Origin of the sequence: Streptomyces sp. SKN60, assembly GCF_026236535.1 — a bacterium.
Classification (GTDB): Bacteria; Actinomycetota; Actinomycetes; order Streptomycetales; family Streptomycetaceae; genus Streptomyces.
Genome location: NZ_JAHTMW010000016.1, coordinates 98,875 through 121,760, shown reverse-complemented (window position 1 = coordinate 121,760; position 22,886 = coordinate 98,875). Strand labels below are relative to the sequence as shown.

Annotated in this window: 23 protein-coding genes; 20 read left to right on the top strand and 3 right to left on the bottom strand. The window is 72.8% G+C overall.

Annotated elements, in window-relative coordinates; all coding sequences use genetic code 11:
- Positions 1-54 precede the first annotated feature (54 nt).
- Genes KV205_RS25775 through KV205_RS25765 form a run of 3 tightly spaced genes read left to right on the top strand, consistent with a single transcriptional unit; the run spans position 55 to position 3,097 of the window.
- On the top strand, positions 55-1,311 hold the full coding sequence (locus KV205_RS25775; protein WP_265866998.1) for an extracellular solute-binding protein: 1,257 nt from the start codon (positions 55-57) through the stop codon (positions 1,309-1,311).
- A 47-nt stretch (positions 1,312-1,358) separates the two neighbouring features.
- Positions 1,359-2,243: a carbohydrate ABC transporter permease gene (locus tag KV205_RS25770; protein ID WP_265866997.1), complete on the top strand. Its 885-nt coding sequence runs from the start codon at positions 1,359-1,361 to the stop codon at positions 2,241-2,243.
- Positions 2,240-3,097, top strand: a complete 858-nt coding sequence (locus tag KV205_RS25765; protein WP_265866996.1) for a carbohydrate ABC transporter permease — start codon at positions 2,240-2,242, stop codon at positions 3,095-3,097. The genes KV205_RS25770 and KV205_RS25765 overlap by 4 nt, the downstream gene beginning before the upstream one ends.
- Before the next feature lie 36 nt (positions 3,098-3,133).
- Here the strand turns inward: KV205_RS25765 and KV205_RS25760 are convergent, their stop codons facing one another.
- Entirely contained in the window at positions 3,134-3,919 is a 786-nt protein-coding gene (locus KV205_RS25760) for a DeoR/GlpR family DNA-binding transcription regulator (protein WP_265866995.1), read from the bottom strand.
- Between the two features lie 188 nt (positions 3,920-4,107).
- Between KV205_RS25760 and KV205_RS25755 the strand changes: the two genes are divergently transcribed.
- From KV205_RS25755 to KV205_RS25740, 4 genes are all read left to right on the top strand, one after another.
- Entirely contained in the window at positions 4,108-4,980 is an 873-nt protein-coding gene (locus KV205_RS25755; RefSeq protein ID WP_265866994.1) for an SIS domain-containing protein, read from the top strand.
- Between the two features lie 74 nt (positions 4,981-5,054).
- A complete protein-coding gene (locus KV205_RS25750; RefSeq protein WP_265867047.1) occupies positions 5,055-5,996 on the top strand; it encodes an ROK family protein in 942 nt (313 codons plus the stop codon).
- A complete protein-coding gene (locus KV205_RS25745) occupies positions 5,993-6,937 on the top strand; it encodes a 1-phosphofructokinase family hexose kinase (protein ID WP_265866993.1) in 945 nt (314 codons plus the stop codon). Before KV205_RS25750 ends, KV205_RS25745 begins: the two co-directional genes overlap by 4 nt.
- A gap of 9 nt (positions 6,938-6,946) precedes the next feature.
- Positions 6,947-7,807 (top strand): class II fructose-bisphosphate aldolase, encoded by an 861-nt coding sequence (locus tag KV205_RS25740; protein ID WP_265866992.1) that lies wholly within the window; start codon positions 6,947-6,949, stop codon positions 7,805-7,807.
- A gap of 94 nt (positions 7,808-7,901) precedes the next feature.
- Here KV205_RS25740 and KV205_RS25735 read toward each other — a convergent pair whose 3' ends face one another.
- Positions 7,902-10,049 carry a glycoside hydrolase family 9 protein gene (locus tag KV205_RS25735; protein WP_265866991.1) on the bottom strand — a complete coding sequence of 716 codons (2,148 nt, stop codon included), beginning with the start codon at positions 10,047-10,049 and terminating at the stop codon, positions 7,902-7,904.
- Positions 10,050-10,231: 182 nt separating this feature from the next.
- On the opposite strand from KV205_RS25735, the gene KV205_RS25730 reads away from it, so the two are divergent.
- The 8 genes from KV205_RS25730 (at position 10,232) to KV205_RS25695 (ending at position 19,793) form a co-directional block, all read left to right on the top strand.
- The gene (locus KV205_RS25730) at positions 10,232-11,533 is read left to right on the top strand and encodes an SLC13 family permease (protein ID WP_265866990.1); all 1,302 of its coding nucleotides are present in this window, start codon (positions 10,232-10,234) and stop codon (positions 11,531-11,533) included.
- Between the two features lie 5 nt (positions 11,534-11,538).
- The gene (locus KV205_RS25725; protein ID WP_265866989.1) at positions 11,539-12,069 is read left to right on the top strand and encodes a universal stress protein; all 531 of its coding nucleotides are present in this window, start codon (positions 11,539-11,541) and stop codon (positions 12,067-12,069) included.
- A gap of 148 nt (positions 12,070-12,217) precedes the next feature.
- Positions 12,218-13,843 (top strand): CdaR family transcriptional regulator, encoded by a 1,626-nt coding sequence (locus tag KV205_RS25720; protein ID WP_265866988.1) that lies wholly within the window; start codon positions 12,218-12,220, stop codon positions 13,841-13,843.
- 233 nt (positions 13,844-14,076) lie between these two features.
- The gene (locus KV205_RS25715) at positions 14,077-15,159 is read left to right on the top strand and encodes a M20 family metallopeptidase (RefSeq protein ID WP_265867046.1); all 1,083 of its coding nucleotides are present in this window, start codon (positions 14,077-14,079) and stop codon (positions 15,157-15,159) included.
- 41 nt (positions 15,160-15,200) lie between these two features.
- Complete coding sequence (locus KV205_RS25710; protein WP_265867045.1) at positions 15,201-15,929, top strand: GNAT family N-acetyltransferase; 729 nt, start codon at positions 15,201-15,203, stop codon at positions 15,927-15,929.
- 24 nt (positions 15,930-15,953) lie between these two features.
- Positions 15,954-17,066: an o-succinylbenzoate synthase gene (gene menC, locus KV205_RS25705; RefSeq protein WP_265866987.1), complete on the top strand. Its 1,113-nt coding sequence runs from the start codon at positions 15,954-15,956 to the stop codon at positions 17,064-17,066.
- A gap of 211 nt (positions 17,067-17,277) precedes the next feature.
- A complete protein-coding gene (locus KV205_RS25700; RefSeq protein ID WP_265866986.1) occupies positions 17,278-18,828 on the top strand; it encodes a polysaccharide lyase family 1 protein in 1,551 nt (516 codons plus the stop codon).
- 98 nt (positions 18,829-18,926) lie between these two features.
- Complete coding sequence (locus KV205_RS25695; RefSeq protein WP_265866985.1) at positions 18,927-19,793, top strand: DUF4239 domain-containing protein; 867 nt, start codon at positions 18,927-18,929, stop codon at positions 19,791-19,793.
- A 10-nt stretch (positions 19,794-19,803) separates the two neighbouring features.
- Here the strand turns inward: KV205_RS25695 and KV205_RS25690 are convergent, their stop codons facing one another.
- Positions 19,804-20,520: a TetR/AcrR family transcriptional regulator gene (locus KV205_RS25690; protein ID WP_265866984.1), complete on the bottom strand. Its 717-nt coding sequence runs from the start codon at positions 20,518-20,520 to the stop codon at positions 19,804-19,806.
- Positions 20,521-20,655: 135 nt separating this feature from the next.
- Here KV205_RS25690 and KV205_RS25685 point away from each other — a divergent pair, with 135 nt between their 5' ends.
- The 5 genes from KV205_RS25685 (at position 20,656) to KV205_RS25665 (ending at position 22,801) form a co-directional block, all read left to right on the top strand.
- A complete protein-coding gene (locus KV205_RS25685) occupies positions 20,656-21,021 on the top strand; it encodes a darcynin family protein (protein ID WP_265866983.1) in 366 nt (121 codons plus the stop codon).
- Positions 21,018-21,329, top strand: a complete 312-nt coding sequence (locus KV205_RS25680) for a hypothetical protein (protein WP_265866982.1) — start codon at positions 21,018-21,020, stop codon at positions 21,327-21,329. The genes KV205_RS25685 and KV205_RS25680 overlap by 4 nt, the downstream gene beginning before the upstream one ends.
- An 11-nt stretch (positions 21,330-21,340) precedes the next feature.
- Entirely contained in the window at positions 21,341-21,469 is a 129-nt protein-coding gene (locus KV205_RS25675) for a hypothetical protein (protein WP_265866981.1), read from the top strand.
- A 125-nt stretch (positions 21,470-21,594) separates the two neighbouring features.
- Entirely contained in the window at positions 21,595-21,804 is a 210-nt protein-coding gene (locus KV205_RS25670; RefSeq protein ID WP_265866980.1) for a multicopper oxidase domain-containing protein, read from the top strand.
- A 70-nt stretch (positions 21,805-21,874) separates the two neighbouring features.
- Positions 21,875-22,801 (top strand): MurR/RpiR family transcriptional regulator, encoded by a 927-nt coding sequence (locus KV205_RS25665; protein ID WP_265867044.1) that lies wholly within the window; start codon positions 21,875-21,877, stop codon positions 22,799-22,801.
- Positions 22,802-22,886 lie beyond the last annotated feature (85 nt).

Sequence of the window (22,886 nt, the reverse complement as noted above, 5' to 3'; positions counted from 1 at the left end):
CCTGATCAGTTTCGCGCGTCAACCTCTCACCTCGTGAACCAGGCGGTAGTTGCCATGAAGCGACGTCTCCTCACCCTGTCCACCGCCGCGGTCGTCGGCGCGCTCGTGCTCACGGCATGCGGGGGCGGATCCGGCGCCTCGACCGGCGCCGGCGGGGTCACCACGCTCACGTTCGTCGCGGCCGACTACGGCTCCAACGGCGACAACCCCAGCCAGGCCTACTGGCAGGACGTGATCAAGGCGTTCGAGCAGAAGAACCCCAAGGTCAAGGTCGACCTCCGGGTGATCAACTGGAACGACATCGACGCCCAGGTCAAGACCATGGTCCAGAACGGGAACCAGCCGGACGTCCTCCAGACCGGCGGCTACGCCGACTTCGCCAAGAGCGGCCTGCTGTACTCCGTCCCGGAGGTGCTCTCGGTCTCCACCGAGGGCGACCTCATTCCGGCCATGGCCGACGCCGGCGCCCAGGACGACACCCGGTACGGCATCCCGTTCGTCTCCAGCGCCCGGATGTTCCTCATCAACAACGCGCTGTTCCGCAAGGCCGGCCTCGATCCCAGGAAGCCGCCGCAGACCTGGGCGGAGGTCACCGCCGCCGCGACCGCGCTCAAGAAGGCGGGTGTCGAGGTGCCCCTCGGCGTCCCGCTCGGCAAGGAGGAGGCCCAGGCCGAGGCGTTCATCTGGATGATGGGCAACGGCGGCGGCTACCAGAACTCCAGCGGCACGTACGCGATCGACTCCTCCGCCAACGTGGAGACGTTCACCCAGCTCAAGAAGTGGGCCGACGCGGGCCTCACGGAGAAGAGCCCGGCCGCCGTCAACCGCACCGACCTCACCAAGAACTTCGCCTCCGGCAAGGTCGGCATGCTCAACGGCTTCCCCGGCCAGCTCGCCGAGCTCAAGGGCATGGACGTCACCTGGACCGCCATGCCGGGCGCGCACCAGAAGAGCCCCAGCACCCTCGGCGTCGCCGACTGGGTCATGGCCTTCAAGAAGGGCGGCCACAAGAAGGAGATCAAGGCCTTCCTCGACTTCGCGTACGGCAAGGAGAACACGGTCAGGTTCGCCAAGACCTACAACCTGCTGCCCGTGACCCAGTCGGCCCGCGCCGCGCTCGTCGAGGACCCCGCGACGAAGGAGCTCAAGCCCTTCCTCGAGATCCTGCCGACCGCGACCTTCTACCCGCTCAGCGACCCGACCTGGCCCGGCGTCTCCGCCCAGATCAAGACCCAGATCGGCAGCGCCCTCGACGACCCGCGGAAGGGCCTCGACGCCCTCCAGCAGGCGGCCGAGCAGGCGGGGCGGTGACGGGCCGAGGCCGTACCTCCCAAAGCACCTCCGAAACGAGAACGCTCGTGGCCACCAGCACCCCACCCCGTAAGCGCCTCGGCGCCCTGCCCTGGATCGCGCCCTCCGTCCTGCTCATCCTGGCCGTCGTCGTCTGGCCGGTCGTCGAGATGATCCGCACCTCGCTGCGCAGGATCGACACCTCCGGCGTGGACCAGGGACCGGCCGGGCTCGACAAGTACCGCAAACTGTTCGCCGACCCCCGGCTCCCCGACGTCCTGACCTGGACCGCCGTATGGACGGTCGCCGTCGTCGCGCTGACCATGCTGATCTCGCTGGCCCTGGCCCAGCTGTTCAACCAGCGCTTCCCGGGCCGCCGGATCACCCGCTGGGCGCTCATCGCGCCCTGGGCGGCCTCCGTCCTGATGACCGCCATCGGTTTCCGCTGGATGCTCGACCAGGTCGCCGGCGTCCTCAACCGGCTCCTGCTCGACCTCGGTCTGATCGACTCGGCCGAGGCGTGGACCGGCGACGCGGCGCACGCGAAGCCGTGGCTGGTGGCCGTCGCCGTCTTCGTCTCCCTGCCCTTCACCACGTACACGCTCCTCGCCGGGCTCCAGACGGTCCCCGGCGAGGTGTACGAGGCCGCCCGTGTCGACGGCGCCTCGCGCCCGCAGACGTACCTCCGGATCACGCTGCCGCTGCTGCGGCCCGCGTTCCTCGTGGCGTTGGTGATCAACCTGATCAACGTCTTCAACTCGTTCCCCATCATCTGGGGCATGACCCAGGGCGGCCCCAACGCCGACACCGCCACCACCACGGTCTTCATGTACATGCTGCGCAGTTACGACGTGGCCGAGTCGGCCGCCCTGTCGGTGGTCAACTTCGCCGCCGTCATCGTCATGGTCCTGGTCTTCCTCAAGGTCAGCGGCTGGAAGGAGACGGACCGATGAGCACGGTGACCCTTCGCCCCCGTCCACGTCCCCGTCCCCGTCCCCGTACGAAGACCGTGCTGCTCACCGGCACGGCCTGGGCGCTGGCCGCGCTCTTCCTGCTGCCGTACGTCCAGATGGTGATCACGGCCGCGCGGCCGGCCGACGAGCTGCGCGACAACGCCTATCTGCCCTCGCACTTCGCCTGGTCGGCCTTCACCCGGGTGTGGAGCGACACCACGCTGGGGCAGAACCTGGGCAACACCCTGCTGATCGCGGCCGGTTCGACGCTGCTCGTGCTCCTTGTGGCGCTGCCCGCCGCGTACTACACGGCGAGGGTCCGTTTCCGGGGCCGCACCGCCTTCCTGCTGCTCGTGCTCGTCACGCAGATGTTCCAGCCGACGGCGCTCCAGGTGGGCCTCTACCGGGAGTTCCACGCCCTCGGCCTGCTGGACACGACGACCGTCCTGATGGTGGCCAACGCGGCCTTCAACCTCGCCTTCGCGGTCTGGATCATCAGCGCCTACATCGGCTCGATCCCCGTCGAGCTGGAGGAGGCCGCGATGATGGACGGCTGCGGCCGGGCCCGCGCGCTGTTCCGGGTGACCCTGCCGCTCGCCATGCCCGGCATCGTCACCGCCGTGATCTTCACCTTCATCGCGGCGTGGAACGAGTTCATCATGGGCCTGACGCTCACCACCTCACCCGAGCGGCAGCCCCTCACCGTCGGCATCAACAACATGATCGGCGCCTACAGCGTGCAGTGGAACCAGGTGTTCGCCGCGTCGCTGGTGGCGATCGTGCCGGTGATCGTGCTGTTCGCGGTCATCGAGCGCCATGTGGTGTCCGGGCTGACGGCCGGCTCGGTCAAGTAGGCCCGGGAGCCGGGGCCCTGTTCCGCCGGACAGGCCCTACACGCAGTGGACGTCGACGCCCTGGGCCGTGAGCTGCTCGACGAGCTCGTCCGGGGCGTCGTGGTCGGTGACCAGGGTGTCGATCTCGGGGATCGTGCAGACCCGGGCGAACGCGCGCTGGCCGAGCTTGGTGGAGTCGGCGACCACGATCACCTTCTCCGCCCGTTCGGCCATGGCGCGGTTGGCGCTGGCCTCGCCCTCGTCGTGGGTGGCGGCGCCGAAGCGCGGGTCGACGGCGTTGACGCCGAGGATCGCGTAGTCGAGCGAGAGGCCCTGGAGCACCGCCGTCGCCAGCGGGCCGGTCAGCTCGTACGACTGGGGGCGGGCGACCCCGCCGGTCACCACGGTCTTCACGTACGGGCGGACCGCGAGCTCGTTCGCGATGTTCACGGCGTTGGTCACGATCGTCAGTGCCGTGGCCCCACCGTGCTCGGCCAGGTCGGCCCGGGTCGCCAGCTCGCGCGCCACCTCGGACGTCGTGGTGCCGCCGTTGAGCCCGACGACCGCGCCGGGCGGGATGAGCGCGGCGGCGGCGCGGGCGATGCGGTGCTTCTCGTCGGCCTTGCGCGCCGTCTTGTACCGCAGCGGCAGGTCGTACGTGACGCCGGACAGCACCGCCCCGCCGCGGGTGCGGGTCAGCAGCTGCTGACGGGCCAGCTCCTCCAGGTCGCGGCGCACGGTGGCGGGGGAGACGTCCAGCAGTTCGGCCGCCTCGCCGACCTCGATGCTGCCGCGCTCGCTCAGAGCGTCGAGCAGCCGCGTCCACCGCTCGTGCGTGGCCATCGCCGTTCTCCTCGTCTCGTGTTGTCGCCTCGCGACATGACGTGCAGGAGCCGAGGGTATCCCGGTTCGCAGTTGTGTGATCAACCCCTGCGCATGCTTGCTCAAAGCTGAGCGAAGAAGCTATAAACGAGTCATGTTCAATCATTCGGCTGGGCATAGGCCGGCCGACGCGCCTTCTGGGAGGCCCTGTGAGTCACGTCGAGGTGGAAATAGCCGAGCAGCCCTCGTGCTGGCGCCGGGCCCTGGAGGCCCGGCCGGCCGGGCTGCCGCAGGCCGGTGAGCGGGTCGCGGTCGTGGGCTGCGGCACCTCGCTGTACATGGCGCAGGCGTACGCGGCGCTGCGCGAGGGCGCCGGGCTCGGGGAGACGGACGCGTTCGCCGCGTCCGACTTCCCCGCCGCGCGCCGCTACGACCGGGTCGTCGCCATCACCCGCTCCGGCACCACGACCGAGGTCCTCGACGCCCTCGAACGGGCCGGCGACAGTGCGACGGTGGCGCTGACCGGCGACCTCGACACGCCCGTCAAGGACGCCGCCGACACCGTCGTGGACCTGTCCTTCGCCGACGAACGCTCCGTCGTGCAGACCCGCTTCGCGACGACCGCGCTCCTCCTGCTGCGCGCGAGCCTCGGCCCCGTACCGCAGGACCTGCTGCGGCAGGCCGACGACGCCCTGGCGTCCCGGCTGCCCGAGAAGCTCCTGACCGCCGGTCAGTTCACCTTCCTCGGCACGGGCTGGACCACGGGCCTGGCCCACGAGGCGGCGCTGAAGCTGCGCGAGGCCTCCGGATCGTGGACGGAGTCGTACCCGGCCATGGAGTACCGGCACGGCCCCATCAGCGTCAGCGGCCCCGGCACGGTCGTGTGGTTCTTCGGCGAGCCGCCGGCCGGCCTGGCCGACCAGGTCCGCGCGACCGGCGCGTACCTCACGGCGTCCCCCGGCGACCCGCTCGCCGACCTGATCCGCGCCCAGCGCCTGGCCGTCGCCCTCGCCGAACGCCGGGGCCTCGACCCCGACCAGCCGCGCAACCTCACCCGCTCCATCGTCCTCACCGGCTCATGACCACCGCCACGGGCGCCGGAAGCACCACCGGAAGCACCATGGGCACCAGAAGCACCAAGAGCACCGGAAGCGCCATGGGCGCCGCGAGGACGGCCGCACGGACGGTCATCGCCCTGGACGTCGGCGGCACCTCCATCAAGGGCGGCACCCTCACCGACGGCGCCACCACCCTCGAACACACCGACCGCTGGTACACGCGCGCCGACCGCGGCCCCGAGGCGGTCCTGGAGACCGTCCTCGCCTGCGCCGAGGAACTCGCCGGGCGCTGCCCGGACGCGGACGCGGCCGGGATCGTCGTCCCCGGCATCGTCGACGAGGAATCGGGCCTCGCCGTCCTCGCGGGCAACCTCGGCTGGACCGACGTACCCGTCCAGGACTGGCTGGCCGAACACCTCTGTCTCCCCGTCGCCTTCGGCCACGACGTACGCGCCGGGGGACTGGCCGAGGCGCGCGTCGGCGCGGGCCGCGGCTGCGCCGACTTCCTGTTCGTGCCGGTCGGTACGGGCATCGCCGCCGCCGCGTTCCGGCACGGCCGCGCGCTCACCGGCGGGCACGGCCGGGCCGGCGAACTCGGCCACGTCGTCGTCCGGCCCGGCGGCGAACGCTGCCGCTGCGGAGGACGCGGCTGTCTGGAGACGGTGGCGTCGGCCGCGGCCATCGCCCGCCGCTACGCCCGCGCCACCGGCTGGCACGGCATCACCGCCCGGGAGGTGCAGGCCCGCGCCGACGCCGGCGACGACGTGGCCACCGCGATCTGGACCGATGCGATCGAGGCGCTCGCCGACGCCCTGGCGACGGCGGTCACGCTGTACGACCCCGAGCGCGTCGTCGTCGGCGGAGGCCTGGCCCGCGCGGGCGAGGCCTACCTGGCGCCCCTGCGTGAGGCCCTCGCCCACCGGCTGACCTTCCAGGCGGTACCGGAGGTCACCGAGGCCCGGCTCGGCGACCGGGCCGGCTGCCTGGGCGCGGCGCTGCTCGCCCACGACCTCCTGGAACGGGAGGCGACAGGACCGTGATCCTCACCGTCACCCTCAATCCGGCCCTCGACATCACCCACCGCGTCGACCGCCTCCGCCCCCACTCCGCGCACCGCGTCCGCGACGTCGGCGCCCGGGCGGGCGGCAAGGGCGTCAACGTGTCGCGCGTCCTGCACACCCTGGGCCTCCCCACGCTCGTCACCGGCCTGGCCGGCGGACCGACCGGCGAGGCGGTGCGCCGCGAACTGTGCCGGGCGGAGCTCCCGGAGCTCCTCACACCCGTCGACGGCGAGACCCGCCGCACGGTGGCCGTGGTGGACGAGCACACCGGCGACACGACGACGCTCCTCGAACCGGGCCCCGTCGTCCGGCCGGAGGAATGGCGGAGCTTCCTCGCCGATTTCGAGGCGTGCGTCGAACGGGCCACGGTCGTCGTGCTCTCCGGCAGCCTTCCGCCCGGCCTGCCCGAGGACGCGTACGCGACCCTCGTCCACGCCGCCCGGGCCCGGGCCGTCCCGGCGGTCCTCGACACCAGCGGCCCGGCGCTCCGCGCCGCCCTTCCGGCGGGCCCGGCCCTCGTCAAGCCGAACGCCGACGAACTGACCGAGGCCACCGGCGAGTCGGACCCCCGCCGGGCGGCGCAGGCCCTGCGCGCCGCCGGCGCCGAAGCCGTGGTCGCCTCCCTCGGCCCGGACGGCCTCCTCGCCGTCACCCCGGAGGGCGCCTGGCGCGCCGTGCCGCCCGAGCGGCTGCGCGGCAACCCGACCGGCGCCGGTGACGCGGCGGTCGCCGCCCTCGCCCGGGGCCTGGCGGCCGGCGTCTCCTGGCCGCGGCGGCTCGCCGAGGCGGTGGCGCTCTCGACCGCCACCGTCGCCGCGCCGCTGGCGGGCTCGTTCGACCCCGCCGTCCACCGGCGCCTTCGCGATGCGGTGGACGTCCACCCCGTCCCGTCCCTCCCGCCGCTCCCGCCCCTCTCGTAAGGAACCGTCATGCCTCTCGTCAGTACGGGGGACATCGTCGCCCCCGCAGCGCGCGCCGGCCACGGCGTGGGCGCCTTCAACGTCATCCAGCTCGAACACGCCCAGGCGATCGTGGCCGGCGCGGAAGCCGCCGGCGCGCCGGTCATCCTCCAGATCAGCGAGAACGCGGCCCGCTACCACGGCGGCCTCCAGGCCATCGGCCCGGCGACCCTGGCCGTGGCCCGCGGCGCCCGGGTCCCGGTCGCGGTCCACCTCGACCACGCGACCTCCGACGCCCTGGTCCACGAGGCCGTGGAACTCGGCTTCACCTCCGTCATGTACGACGCCTCGGTCCTCCCGTACGAGGAGAACCTCCTGGCCACCGCGGCGATCACCGCCCACTGCCACGCGGCCGGGGTCTGGGTGGAGGCCGAGCTCGGCGAGGTCGGCGGCAAGGACGGCGTCCACGCCCCCGGCGCCCGCACCGACCCGGCCGAGGCCGCGGCGTTCGTCGCGGCCACGGGAGTGGACGCGCTCGCCGTGGCCGTCGGCACCTCCCATGCCATGCGCACCCGCGACGCCGTCCTGGACTTCCACCTGATCCGTACGCTGCGCGAAGCCGTCCCCGTACCGCTGGTCCTGCACGGTTCCTCCGGCGCCGCGGACGACGCGCTGACCGCCGCCGTCGACCACGGCATGACCAAGGTCAATCTCGCCACCCACCTGAACCGGGTCTTCACCACGGCCGCGCGCGAGGTGCTCGACAGCGACCCGTCGCTGGTCGACACCCGCCGCTACCTCGGCGCGGGCCGCACGGCGATGGCCGGCGAGGTGACGCGGCTGCTCGGCGTGCTCAGAGCTCAGGCCGTGTCCGCGACGCCGGTACGGTGACGGGCCGAGGCGGGCCTGCGTCGGCCGGGACGCCGATGCGACGAGATCCGCCACATCGGCGTCCACCACGTCCGATTCGGACGAGTCAGGCAGGTCAGGCGCAGGTGCCGCCGTTGAGCGTGAAGGCGGTGGGGGCGGGATTCGCACCCGTGTGACTCCCCTGGAACCCGAAGCTCGCGGTCGCGCCGGGGGCGATCGAGCGGTTCCAGCCGGCGTCGCGGGCGGTGACCGTGGTGCCGTTCTGGGCGACGGTGGCGTTCCAGGCGCTGGTGACGCGCTGGCCGGCCGACCAGTCCCAGGTCAGCTGCCAGCCGTCCACGGCGGTCGGACCGGTGTTCCTGACCGTGACGGTCGCGGTGAAGCCGGTGCTCCAGACGCTCCCCGCCGTGTACGTCACCGCGCAGGCCGCGGTGGGCGGTTCACCGCCGCCGGAGGGCCGCTCGGCGGCGTAGGCGGCGAGCCAGGCCAGCGGCGCGTTCCAGTTGATCGCCACCTCGTTGGTGGAGTACGAGCCGATGTCGTCGATGTAGCAGGCGGCCGGCGCGCACCCCGCCAGCTTCTCCTGCGCCACCGGGTCCTGGAGCCCGCTGTTGGCGCCGCCCGCGAGCGAGCCGGCCGGCGGGTGGGGCAGCGAGGCGTCCAACTGGTGTGCCCAGACGCGGTGGTGCTGGTTCTGGGCGGACGTCTCGCCGTAGCCGGTCACGTACGACCGGCCGAGGGCGTTGCGGCCGAGCAGGTAGTCCATCGCCTCCAGGGCGCCGGTGCGGTAGCGGGTGTCGCCCGTCAGCTCACCGGCGACGGCCATGACGATCGCGTTGTCGGCGATGTTGCCGTTCGAGCCCCAGAAGTAGCCGTCCGCCGGGGTCGGCACCGCGTAGCCCTGGGCGGCCATCCGGGACAGGTGGCCGTCGGCGGCCGAGGTCACCGAGGCGCGGACCCGGGCCACGTCGGTGGCGGGCAGTCCGTTGGGGACCGTGGCCAGGGTGAGCCGCCCCAGCGCGGCCGTGTCCGCCCAGCCGAAGCCGTACGCGCTGAAGGCGTCGGACGAGGTGTGCCAGGGCGAGGAGGTGACCGCGTCCCGGTAGGCGCTCTCGCCGGTCGTCGCGTACAGCTCGGCGGCCGCCCAGTAGAACTCGTCGGTGACCCGTGTGTCGTCGTAGGCTCCGCCGCCCGTGCTGTCCGAAGCGGGTGCGTACAGGGCGGGGTTGGCCTGCGCCGCGGTCCAGGCCCGCCGGGCGGCCGACAGGCAGCGGTCCGCGTAGGCGGAGTCGTACGGGCGGAAGACCCGGGCGCACTGCGCGGCGGCCGCCGCGAGGTTGAGCGTCGCCGCCGTGGACGGGCGGTGCAGCTCGCGGGCCTGGGGGTCCTGGTCGGGGCGCATGGGCATGCCGGTCCAGGCCGCGTCGTGGACCTTGTGGAAGGCCATGCCCGCGTACGGCCGGCCCTCGGGCACCTGCATCCGCATCAGGAAGTCCAGCTCCCAGCGCGCCTCGTCCAGGACGTCCGGCGTGCCGTTGCCGCGCTCGGGGACGCGCAGGGTCGAGTCGCCGACTGCCTGCTCCTGCCCCGCCCGCTTCGCCCGCTCGAAGGAACTGACCATCAGCCAGGCGGAGATGCCGCCGTTCACCACGTACTTGCCGTGGTCGCCCGCGTCGTACCAGCCGCCCCTGACGTCCTGGGTGTAGTCGCACACGGTGGCCTGGCAGGGGACGGAGACATCGCCCTTGTTGGGGGCGACGCCGAGATGCCCGGCGGGACGGGCGTAGGCCGAACCCACCAGGGAGGCGTCGATGGCGATGCCGCTGCGCTGGTGGTGGAAGAACGCCATGGAGTCGGAGCGCAGCGCGTCGTAGAGGTCCGCGCGGATGTCGAAGGGCACGCTGCTGCTGCCGTCCACCGCCAGGACGTATCCCGCGCCCGTCTCCCGGTACGAGGAGAAGTCGGCCACCTGGAGGGACTGGCCGGAAGGGGTGTCGGCGCCGTGCGGGACGGTCGAGCCGGAGGCCACGACGGTCCCGGAGGCGTTGCGCAGCTGCCAGGTGAGCGACTGCGCCGCCGTGGTGACGACCGTGGCGCGCTTCGGGCCGTCCGGCAGATAGCCGACCTGGTTGACGCGTACGGCGGCGGTCGCCGCGGCGGCGGCTTGGACGTCCGCGACGGCGGGTGCGGTCGTGAGGCCGCCGAGCAGGAGGACGCCCGTCAGCAGGGCGGCGGAGCGGCGTAACGAGCGAGAGGGTGGCACGAGGAGCTCCTTCGAGGGCTATGAGATGAGCATGACAAGCATGGGGTGGGAGCGCTCCCACTCGATCTGGAGCGCACAGTAGTAACGGCTGAGGGCACCGTCAACGGGCCCGGCGCGCCTCGCGACGCCGGACTCTCCCGCGTGCGCGGGACGCGATCTTCGAGGGGGTAGCGTTCCGTGCGATGGTGCGGGCGGTCGGTCCGCCGCCGAGGAAGGATCGGATCCTGAACCCCCAGCTCGCGGAGACGCTGTCCGCGGCCCTGCTCGTCCTCGTGCTCGCCTGCGCGGTCATCCGCCCCTTCGGCTGGCCGGAGGCGGTCGTCGCCGTGCCGGCCGCGGCCCTGGTGGTCGCCACCGGGGCCGTCTCCCTCGACGACGCGCTGGCCGAGGCGGAACGGCTCGGGCCGGTGATCGGCTTCCTGGCGGCCGTACTGGTGCTGGCTCAGCTCTGCGACGACGAGGGGCTGTTCCAGGCGTGCGGGGCGTGGATGGCGCGTACGGCGGCGGGCCGGCCACGCCGGCTCCTCGCCCAGGTGTTCCTGGCCGCGTCGGCGATCACGGCCGTGCTCAGCCTGGACGCCACGGTGGTGCTGCTCACCCCGGTGGTGTTCGCCACCGCCGCCCGTATCGGCGCCCGTCCCAAGCCGCACGTGTACGCCTGCACCCACCTGTCGAACACCGCTTCCCTGCTGCTGCCCGTCTCCAACCTCACCAACCTGCTCGCGTTCGCGGCCAGCGGGCTGACCTTCACCCGGTTCGCCGCGCTGATGGCCCTGCCGTGGGCGGCGGCGATCGGCGTCGAGTACCTGGTCTTCCGGCGCTTCTTCGCCACCGACCTGGACGCCGGGGCGCAGGCCCCCGCCGCCGTGGAACCACCGCCGCTGCCGCTGTTCGCCCTCGTGACCGTGGGGTGCACGCTGGCCGGCTTCGTGCTGACCTCGGCGGTCGGCGTCGACCCGGCGTGGGCCGCCCTGGCGGGGGCCCTGGCCCTCGCCGTACGGGCCCTGATCCGGCGCCGCACCACGCCCCGGGCGCTGGTCCGCGCCGCCTCCGTGCCCTTCCTCGCCTTCGTCCTGGCCCTCGGGATCGTGGTCCTCGCGGTGGTGGACAACGGACTCGACGACGCCCTGGGACAGCTGATCCCCGAGGGCACCGGACTGCCGGCGCTGCTCGCCCTCGCCGCGCTGGCCGCCGTCCTCGCGAACGTCATCAACAACCTGCCCGCGGTCCTCGTGCTGCTGCCGCTGACCGCCCCGCTGGGCCCCGGGGCCGTCCTGGCCGTCCTGCTCGGGGTGAACATCGGGCCCAACCTCACCTACGCCGGCTCCCTGGCCACCCTGCTGTGGCGGCGTATCGTCCACGCACACGACGGCGAGGTGGAGCTCAAGGAGTTCACCCGGCTCGGCGTGTACGCGGTACCCGCGAGCCTGGTCGCCGCCGTGCTCGCCCTGTGGCTCTCGCTGACCGTCATCGGAGGAGGCTGACACCCATGGCCGTGGTCGTCTGGATCGTCGAGGGCACCTGGCCCGCCTGTGTGGACGCCGCCCGCGCGCACACCCCGGCGGACGCCGACGTCGTCCTCCTGCACGTCACCCCCGCCGACGTTCCCGGCGCGGCACACGGCGCCTTCGCCGGACTCCTCGGCCGCGGCCACCCCGAGGAGCACCGCCCCGGCGAGGGCTGGGGGAGGGACCCCGGCACGCGCCTGGAGCAGCTCGCCGCCGCCTCCGCGCGGCAGCTGCTCCAGGACGCCGCCGACCGGCTCGGCCGCCCCTGCACCCGTACCGAGCGGACCGGACGGGTCGAGCACGAGGTCGTCGCCGCGGCCGAGGGCTGCGAGCTGCTGATCCTGGCGCGGGACGGCGACCGCACCCATCTGGGGCCGCACAGCCTCGGCCCCGCCGCACGCTTCGTCGTCGACCACGCTCCCTGTCCGGTCCTGCTCGTGTGGCCCGAGCCGCCGCCAGGGCTCCCGGCCATGCCCCCGGCCATGCCGCCTCCTCCGCCCCACACCGCCTGAGGGGCGGCGCAGGCGCGCAAGGGCGAGCTGCCGGGGAGCGGCCCGGGCCGCCGTTCGTACCGGGGCACGAACCGGTCGGCGTAACCTCGTCCGTACGCACCACATCGCAGGGCTGCGCACCTCCTAACCTGCGGAGATGATCAGGCACATGTCGACGCGTCCCGGGCGGAGCCTCGGCCGGGTGCTCGAGGACTTCGGGCACACCCTTCTGGACCTGCTGTACGGAGACCCCGACGCGGCCGGTGGGATCGGCGGGGTCGGCATCCACGATCCCCACGACGAACAGCACTACCCCGAGCGCGCCATCGTGCTCGGCGTCGGGGTGCACGGCACCCAGGAGACCGCCCGGCTGCTGCGGCAGCTCGCCGCGACCGGTGCCACCGCCCTCGTCGTCCGCGGTCCCGTCGACGAGGCCGGCGCGCTGGAACCGGTCGTGCGTGAGACGGGTGTCGCGCTGCTCGCGCTGACCCGTGGCGCCTCCTGGGCCCAGCTCGCGGCGATGCTGCGCACGCAGCTCGCCGAGGGCGATGTGGGGGAGGGGGAGGAACAGACCCTGGGCGGGGTGCCGTCCGGGGACCTCTTCGCCCTGGCCAACGCCGTCGCCACGCTGCTCGACGCCCCCGTGACCATCGAGGACCGGCGCTCCCGCATCCTCGCGTTCTCCGGCCGGCAGGACGAGGCGGACGCTCCCCGGGTGGAGAGCATCCTGGCCCGCCAGGTGCCCGAGCGCTATCTGCGCCTCCACGAGGAGCAGGGCGTCTTCAAGGAGCTGTATCTGAGCCGGGGTCTGGTGCACGTCCCCGCGCCGACCCTCGACGACGAGGTGGCGCTGCCGCGCGTGGCGGTCGCCGTCCGGGCCGGGGACGAGTTCCTCGGATCCGTGTGGGCGGCGCTGCGCGAACCCCTCACCCCCGAGCGGGAGAAGGCCTTCCTGGAGTCGGCCAAGCTCGTCGCCCTCCACATGCTCCGCTTCCGGGCGGGCACGGACGCCGAGAACCGGCTGCGCGCCGACCTCGTCACGACCGCGCTGGAAGGCGGGGCCGGGGCGGTGGCGGCCCTCGGCCGGCTGGGACTCGTCGACGGCCCCACCCTCGTCCTGGCCATGGGCCTCGCACCCGAACAGGGCGAGGACCACGCCCACGTCACGGCCGAGCGCCAGCGCCTGGCCTCCGCCCTGGCCGTCCACCTCGCCGCCGTACAGCCGCGCTCGGCCGTGGCGCTGCTCGGCGACGTCGTGTACGCGCTCTTCCCGGTGCCCGACGACACCCCGGCGGCCCGGGAGCGTGCCCTGCAGGTGGCCTCCGACTTCCTGGCCCGTACCGGCGACCGGGCCGGCGCGGTCATCGGGATCGGCTCGGTCGCCGAGGAGCCGGCCGCGCTGCCGCGCTCCCGCTCCAACGCCGACCGGGCGCTGCGCGTCCTGTCCGACGGCCGGAACGGCAGGCGCGCCGCCTCCATCTCCGACGTGTACGTCGACGCCCTGCTCCTCGAACTGCGGGACCTGGCCGTCGCCAACCGGGACGAACTGTCGGGCCCGCTCGCCCGGCTCGTCGCGTACGACGCCCGGCACAACGCCCACCTGGTCGAGACCCTGCGGGCCTGGCTGGACGCCTTCGGTGACGTGATCACGGCTTCGGCGAGCGTGTTCGTCCACCCCAACACCTTCCGCTACCGGATCCGCCGGGTGGCCGAGGTGGGCGAGCTGGACCTCCAGGACCCGGCGGCGCGGTTCGCCGTGATGCTGCAGCTGCGGCTCCTCGGCCCGGAGGCGTAGGCCGTGTCCTTCGGATCTCGGCGGCCTGTCCGGCCCTGATCCGAAGGACACGGCCTGGCGCGCCGGCCTTGGGTTCCCCGTACGAACCGGGCCTCCACGTTCCTCACCGTGACACCAACCGCGGTGATCGCGGCCTGCCTAGCGTGGCGTCCATCCCACCAGGAGGAACCACCGTGCCGGTTGACCAAGAGCCCCTGCCCGCCCGGGCGCGTCCAGCGCCCGGCCTCGGCGCCATGCTCGCCGACCTCGAAGAGCTCGTGACCTGTGAGTCGTACTCCGCCGACCACGCCGCCGTCGCCCGCAGCGCGCGCGTCGTCGCCGACCAGGGGAGCCGGCTGCTCGGCGCCCGCCCCGAGACACCGGTCGTCCACGGCGTCACGCACGTCCGGTGGACCTTCGGCGCCCCGCGCGTCCTGCTCCTGGGACACCACGACACCGTGTGGCCGATCGGCTCCCTCAAGACCCACCCCTGGTCGGTGGAGCAGGGCATCGCCCGCGGCCCCGGCGTGTTCGACATGAAGGCCGGCCTGGTGCAGATGTTCCACGCCCTGGCCTCGCTGCCGTCCCTGGACGGGGTGTGCGTGCTCGTCACGGGCGACGAGGAGGTCGGCTCGGACACCTCCCGTCCGCTGATCGAGGAGCTGGCGCGACAGTGCGAGGCAACCCTCGTCCTGGAGGCGTCCGCGCCCGGGGGAGCCCTCAAGACCGCCCGCAAGGGCGTCTCCCTCTACGACCTCACGGTCCACGGCCGCGCCGCCCACTCCGGGCTCGAACCGGAGAAGGGCGTCAACGCGGCGACCGAACTCGCCCACCAGCTCCTGGCCCTGGGCCGGATCGCCGACACCGTCACCGCGCGGACGGGGCCCGGGACGACGGTCACACCCACGCTTGCCTCGGCGGGCACCGCGAGCAACACCGTGCCCGCCCGGGCCGACCTCAGCGTGGACGTACGGGTGCCCAGCGCGGCCGCCCAGGACGCGGTCGACCAGCTGATCAGGACCCTGCGGCCGCACGACCCGCAGGCGCGCCTCCTGGTCGCGGGAGGCCCCAACCGCCCGCCCCTGGACCCCGAGGCCTCCGCCGAGCTGTTCGCCCTCGCCGGGGACGTCGCCGCGCGGCTCGGCCTCGGCCCGCTGCGGCAGGCGGCCGTCGGCGGCGCCTCCGACGGCAACTACACCGCCGGAGCCGGCTGCCCCACCCTCGACGGTCTCGGCGCCGTCGGCGACGGCGCCCACGCCGCCCACGAACACGTCGTCACCACCACGATGCCGGACCGCGCCCGGCTCCTGGCCCACCTCGTCGGAGCGCTGCAGTGAACGCACCAGGCCTCGATCTCGAACTCAGAGAACTCCACGCGATGGAGGACCTCGACACCGTCAGCCGCCTCTACGCGGGCATATGGGGGACCGACGCGGGCAGCCCGCCCGTCTCCGCCGAGGTGATGCGCGCCCTGTCCCACGCGGGCAACTACGTCGCCGGGGCGTACGAGGGCGGGCGCCTGGTCGGCGCGTCCGTCGCCTTTTACGGCGACCCCATCGGCACCACCCTGCACTCCCACATCACCGGCACGGCCATGGGGCGCGGCATCGGCCTCGCCCTCAAACTGCACCAGCGCGACTGGGCCCTCGCCCGCGGGATCAAGCGGATCACCTGGACCTACGATCCGCTGATCCGCCGCAACGCCCACTTCAACCTGGTCAAGCTCGGCGCCCGCCCGGTGGAGTACCTGCAGTCGTTCTACGGTGAGATGGGCGACGCCATCAACGGCGGCGACGAGTCCGACCGCGTCCTGGCCGCCTGGGACCTGACCGCGCCCGTGGCGCCGTACCCCCCGGACCCGCCGGCCGGTGCCTCGTACGGCGTCCGGAACGACGACGGCCGCCCCGTGATCGGCCCGGCCGACACCGGCACCGTCCTCGTCGACCTCCCCGACGACATCGAGTCCCTGCGCCGCACCGACCCGGGCGCCGCCCGGGACTGGCGCCTCGCCGTACGGCACGTGCTCGGCGGCCTGCTCGCCGAAGGCGCCCGTGTCGCCGGCTTCCACGACCGCCGCGGCTACGTCGTCCACCGCACCGCAGCCTGAACCAGCCCCAGGAGCCACCCGCACATGAAGACCAAGATCTCCGGCGTCGAACTGCGCCGCATCGCGATGCCGCTCGTCGCCCCGTTCCGCACCTCCTTCGGCATCGAGACCAGCCGCGACGTCCTGCTCGTCCGCGTCGTCACCTCCGACGGCACCGAGGGCTGGGCGGAGTGCGCGGCCATGTCCGAGCCGCGCTACTGCTCCGAGTACGTCGACGGGGCCCAGGACGTCCTGCGCCGCCACCTCGTCCCGGCCCTGCCGAAGGACGGCGTGGACGCGGCCGGCGTCGGCCGCGCCCTCGCACCCTTCACCGGCCACCACATGGCCAAGTCGGTCCTGGAGACCGCCGTCCTCGACGCCCAACTCCGGCTGACCGGCGAGTCCTTCGCCTCCCACTTGGGCGCGTCCCGCGACCGCGTCCCCTGCGGCGTCTCCGTCGGCATCATGAACTCGATACCCGAGCTCCTGGACGCGGTGGAGGGCTATGTCGCCGAGGGCTACGTCCGGATCAAGCTGAAGATCGAACCCGGTTGGGACATCGCGCCCGTCCGCGCGGTCCGCGAGCGCTTCGGCGGCGACCTCCTCCTCCAGGTCGACGCCAACGCCGCTTACACCCTCGTCGACGCCCAACACCTCGCCAAGCTCGACGACTTCGGGCTGCTGCTCATCGAACAGCCCCTCGCCAACGACGACATGGTCCAGCACGCCCAGCTCGCGAAGCTGTTGCGCACACCGATCTGCCTGGACGAGTCCATCGAGTCCGCCGCCGACGCCGCCGCGGCCATCACCCTCGGCGCCTGCTCGATCATCAACATCAAGCCGGCCCGGGTCGGCGGCTACCTCGAAGCCCGCCGCATCCACGACATCGCCCGCGCCCACGGCGTCCCCGTCTGGTGCGGCGGCATGCTGGAGACCGGCATCGGCCGCGCCGCCAACGTCGCCCTCGCCGCCCTGCCGGGCTTCACCCTCCCCGGCGACACCTCCGGCTCGCACCGCTACTTCGCCACCGACATCACCGAGCCGTTCGTGCTCGCCGACGGGCATCTCGACGTCCCGACGGGCCCCGGTCTGGGCATCGAGCCGCTCCCTGACGTCCTGAACGAGGTCACGACGTCCACGGAGTGGATCGTGCTCTAGAACGTGTCGCGGGGCCGGCCGGAGCGGGCGCGGCCCCGGGAACACGTTCGTTCCGCGAGCCTTGTCAGCCCTCTGCGGGACCCCTATCGTGCGACGGGCAGAAAGCGCTTTCTGCCTTGCGGGGTAAGGAAATCGACAACGAATCAGAGATTCGGAGACGGCGATGAGGCGATCGACGGCAAGGCGATCGACAGTAGAGCGATCGGCGACGGTGCGACGATCGACGACGGCGCGACTCTCGGCGGGTCTGGCCGCGACGGCGCTGGCCGCCGCGGCCGGCGTGGTGGTGGCGATGCCCCAGGCCTCGGCCGCGACCGGGAGCGCCACCGGCTACGCGACGCAGAACGGCGGGACCACCGGCGGCGCCGGCGGGCAGACCGTACGGGCCACGACCGGCACCGCGATCCACGCCGCCCTCTGCGGGCGGGCGAGCAGCAGCACACCGATCACCATCGAGGTCGAAGGCACCATCAACCACGCCAACACGTCGAAGGTGTCGGGCGCGAGCTGCAACACCGCGGACGGCGTCATCGAGCTCAAGCAGATCAGCAACGTCACCATCGTCGGCGTCGGCAGCGGCGCCGTCTTCGACCAACTCGGCATCCACATCCGCGAGTCGAGCAACATCATCATCCAGAACGTGACCGTCCGGAACGTCAAGAAGTCCGGCTCGCCCACGTCCAACGGCGGCGACGCCATCGGCATGGAGAACGACGTCCGCAACGTCTGGGTCGACCACACCACCCTGGAGGCGTCCGGCGGGGAGTCGGAAGGGTACGACGGCCTCTTCGACCTGAAGGACAACACCCAGTACGTGACCATGTCCTACAGCATCCTGCGCAACTCCGGCCGGGGCGGCCTCGTCGGCTCCAGCGAGACCGAGCTGTCCAACGGCTTCCTCACGTACCACCACAACCTGTACGAGAACATCGACTCCCGCACGCCCCTGCTCCGCGGCGGGACCGCGCACATGTACAACAACCACTACCTGCACCTCAACGAATCGGGCATCAACTCCCGTGCGGGCGCCCACGCCAAGGTCGACAACAACTACTTCGAGGACTCCAAGGACGTCCTGGGCACCTTCTACACCGACGCGGCCGGCTACTGGCAGGTGAGCGGCAACATCTTCGACGGCGTGACCTGGTCGGCGCCGGAGTCGGACTACCACCCGGCCGGCCCCGACGTACGGTCGAACACCACGGTGAGCATCCCGTACGCGTACCCCATGGACGCGGCCGCCTGCGTACCCGACGTTGTGAGCCGGACGGCGGGCGCGGGCAAGGGCCTGCTCGTGTCGGACGGCTCCTGCTCGCCGCAGACCCCGGCCCCGACGCCCACCACGACCACCCCGGCCCCCACCCCCACCCCGACGGCGACCCAGCCCTCCGGGACCAACCTCAGCATCGGCGCCGGCTCCGACGGCTCCAGCAAGGCCGACGGCACGAGTTACGGCAACGTCCGCGACGGTGACCTGAGCACATACTGGTCGCCGGCCGGCTCGACCGGCTCGATCTCCATCAAGTGGGGCTCCGCAGTCTCCGTCTCCTCGATCGTCATCCGGGAGGCGTCCGGCTCCGCGGGCACCATCGGCACCTGGCGGGTGACCGACGCCGACACCGGCACCGTCCTGGCCACCGGCACCGGCACCGGCGCGGGCCCCATCAGCTTCCCCCGGACCTCGCTGCGCAAGGTCACCTTCGAGATCACCGGCGCGACCGGCACGCCGAAGGTCGCCGAGTTCGAGACCTACGCCGGCTAGCGGGCGGCGACTGCGGAAAGAGGGCCCGGCCCCGTCTTCGGCGGGGCTGGGCCGGACGGCGCAGCCGCGGTGGGCCCTCGTGCGGCGAGCGTGGTGGGGTGGGCGGGGAGACACGGTACGACGACTACGACCGCCTACCCGGGGCCTCGCTCATGCTCACCACCATCACCATCCTCATCATGGCCGCCGCGCTCGCCGCCGGCCTGCTCGCCAACTGGCTGCGGCGCCGCCGCGCGGCGGCCGGACCCGAGGACGAGGAGGCGTCGATCAGCGACCTGATCAGCCCGCTGGAGACGCTGGCCGTGCTGCTCGTGGCGTTCGTGATCGTCGTGGCGGCCGAGTCGTACGGGGCGGCCGGCGCGGCCGTGGAAGCCGAGGCGCACCGGGTGGACCAGTTGTACGAGGTGGCCGACTACGCTCCCGAGCCCGAGCGCGAGCGGATGCAGGGCGCGGCGGTCTGCTACGCGCAGGCGATCATGTCGTACGAGTGGCCGGCGATGAACACCGGCGAGAAGGCGCCCGAGGCGTCGGTCTGGTCCTCGGAGTTCCGCAGCCAGTTCAAGGCCCTGGCCCACAAGGACGCCAGCGCGTTCGAACTGCTCGTCGAGGCGGACGACGAACGTTCCGTCGCCCGCCAGACCAGGCTCTCCGAGGCCACGCCGACGATCCCGACGGTCGTGTACTGGTTCATGGTGATCTCGCTGGCCGCGACCATCGGCGGCTTCGCCTTCGGGCTGCCACGCAGGCGCGGGCCCTCGCACTTCGTCCTGCTCTTCGTCCTGGCGGGCCTCTTCACCGGGTCGCTGCTGCTGATCGAGGACATCGACAAGCCGTTCTCCGGGCAGATCCGCATCACGAGCGAGGCCATGGAGGAGACCGCCGACGACATCGGCGAGGACTTCGCCGCCGACCACCCGGGCCGTCCCCTTCCCTGCGACCCGACCGGCCGGCCCAGCCGCACCTGACCCCGGGCCCTCAGCCCGTGCCCTCGCCGAGGGCGGTCATGATCTCGTCGACCACGCGGGTGAACAGGGGCTCCGCGTCGGTCAGAGCGAAGTCGAGGTGGCCGAAGGCCTCCACGGCGACCGTCCCGAACAGCCGGGTCCAGCAGGCGACGAAGACGTAGAGGACCTCCAGCGGCACGGGCTCGCCGGCCAGGTGCTCCCTGACCTCCTCCAGCTGGGTGATCCAGGCGGGGTCGAGGTCCTCGGGGGGTGTGACGCCGCCGCGCTGCCAGAGCCGGACCATCAGCTCCAGGACGACGCCGCCGAAACGCCAGCCGGCGTCGTGGGCGGGCCGGTCCGGGTCCGTGGCGGCGTCGGTGAGGGGTTTGGCGAACAGCAGGCCGAACTCCCTGGGGTGGGCCAGCGCCCAGCGGCGCAGTTCCGCGCACACGGCCCGCATCCGCGGCCCCGGGCCGTCCTCCGGCTGCCGGTCGCGCGCCGCTGCCAGTGAGGTGGCGAGCTCGTCGTACAGATGCGAGGCCAGCGCCTGGATCAGGTCCTGGTGGTTGGCGTAGTAGCGGTACAGGCCCGGCGCCGTCATGCCCATCTCGCGGGCGATGGCACGCAGGGTGACGGCGGTCTGCCCCTCCTCGACCAGCAGCCGGCGCGCGGTGCGCAGGATCTCGCCGAGGGCCTGTTCGCGGACCCGGTGGCGACGGGTGGGCGGGGGAGCGTCAGAGCGGGTCACGGTGGCCTTTCGCGGTGGGGCTGGTGGTGGCAAGGGTGCGACAACGGATCCGCGGGCGACGCCGCTTGACAAAGTTAACACGTATCACTTTAGTTCTCACCCGAAAGTAAACGGTGTTAGCAAACGGGGGATCCCTTGAAGTACGGCATCGTGCTGACCTACCGCGTCACTCCGCGCTGGCTGGCCCTGTCCCGGCAGGAGCGGAACGCCCGGCGCGCCACCCACCTCGACCCGCTCTTCGCCGCGCACGCGCCCCGGGTGACGGCCCGCTTCTTCGACGCGGAGGCCTTCCACGCGCAGGTGACCGACTTCGCGGTCCTGGAGACGGAGGACCTGCGGTCCTACTACTTCCTCGTCGAGGCACTGCGCGACACCCCGCTGATCAGCGAGGGCTACCTGGAGTTCGGCGAGATCTTCCTGGGCGTCCAGGACGGCTTCCAGGCGTACGAGCGCGCCCTCGCCGACCCGGCCGGCTCGGTGGAACGGGGGGACCGGGCGTGAAGTCCCTTCCCCGCCAGGCCCGTTGGCCGCTCCACGTGCTGAGGGCGAGCGCCGCGCTCCTGCTGCTCGACACCCTCCTGCAGGCGGCGCTCGCCGGCCTGTTCGTCACGGGGGACCTCGACCTCCTCGCCTGGCACGCGGCGAACGCGGAACTCCTCGGCGCCCCGCCGCCCGCTACCGCTTCCGTCTCCTCAACGCCTCCAGCGCCCGCCGCTGCCGGCTCCGCCTCGACGGCGACGGCGGCGGCCACCCGCCCTTCGTCCAGATCGGCAGAGACGGCTGCCTGCTCGCCGCGCCCCGGCCGCTGAGCACCGTCGGCATGGCGCCGGCCGAACGCTTCGACGTCGTCGTCGACTTCTCCGCCCTCCCCCTCGGCGGCCGGGTCACCCTGGTCAACACCGCGGCGAGCGGCCCGATGCGGCACGTCACGCGCTTCCGTGTCACGTGAAGGGCGAAGGACGACAGCCGCGTCCCCGCCCGCCTCTCGGCGTATGCCGCCCTCACCCCCACCGAGGCGATGTCGGTCCGCACCTTCGACTTCCGCCGCACCCACAGCGGTGACGAGCAGTCCATGTGCACCTGGCCCACTCCCAGGCCGTCGCGCGCGGCGGCAGGCGGCCTCGTCCGAGCGACGCGGGCTGGAAGGGCACCGTCGACGTCCGGCCGTACGAGGTCGTCGAGGTCCTGGTCCGCTTCGACGGCTACCAGGGCCGCTCCATGCTGCACTGCCACAACCTCGAACACGAGGACATGGCCATGATGGCCACCTTTCAGGTGATCTAGAACGCGCCACCGTTGAACTATCTTGGGCAGCAGCGAGACGAGAAGGAGCCACCCCGTGTCATCTGGGCCCGTGCCATCCGAGCAGCAAGCGCGCGCACAGGCGGCCGCGATCACGCCGGGCAGGCGCGCGCCGGAGGAGGAGGGGGAGACCGCGTCCCCCGCCGAGCGGCTGCAGGTGCTGTTCGGCGGGCACCGGCTGTCGCCCGCGCAGCGGCGCATCGCCCAGTTCCTGACGGACCACCTCACCGAGGCCGCGTTCCTGTCGATCACCGAGCTCGCGGAGCGGGTGGGCGTCAGCCAGCCGTCGGTGACCCGCTTCGCCTCGTCGCTGGGGTTCAGCGGGTACCCCGCGCTCCGGGAGGCCCTCCAGCCCATCGCGCTCAGCGCGGTCGCCGGTGCGCCGGACGAGCGGCGGCTCCGGAACGAGCTCCAGTCGGCGGTCGACGCCGAGATCGAGAACCTGACGTCGCTGCGGCGAGTGTTCGCCGACCCCGACCGGATCCTCGACATCGGCCGTGAGCTGGCCCGGTCCGTCCCCCTGACCGTCCTCGGCCTGCGGATCTCGGTGTCCCTCGCCGAGTACTTCGCGTACGCGGCGCGGCGCATCCACCCGGACGTACGGGTGGTGACCCGGGGCGGCAGCGTCGCGTACGACGGGCTGCTGCAGGCGCGCGAGGCGGGCGGGGAGTGGGTGCTGGCCTTCGCCATGCCCCGGCACGCCAAGGAGACGCTGGCCGTCGTACGGGCCGCGCGCCGCGTCGGGCTGCGCGTCGCGCTGATCACCGACCTGACGCTCGGGCCGCTGGTCGACGAGGCCGATGTGGTGTTCAGCGCCGGCACCGGGGCCCGCCTCGTCTTCGACTCCTACGCGGCGCCGGGCGTGCTGTCCGCGGCCATCCTCCAGGCCATGGCGGACGCGGATCCGGAGCGGACGCAGACCCGTCTGGAGAAGTACGAGCAGGCGGCGGAGCAGTACGACTTCTTCATGGACGACTGAGGGCGCTCCGGGCACGTCGGTGCGCACGGTCGGTGCATGAAAATTTTCATTCTCTTGCTTTCTCGACCGTAAGAATATTTACTGA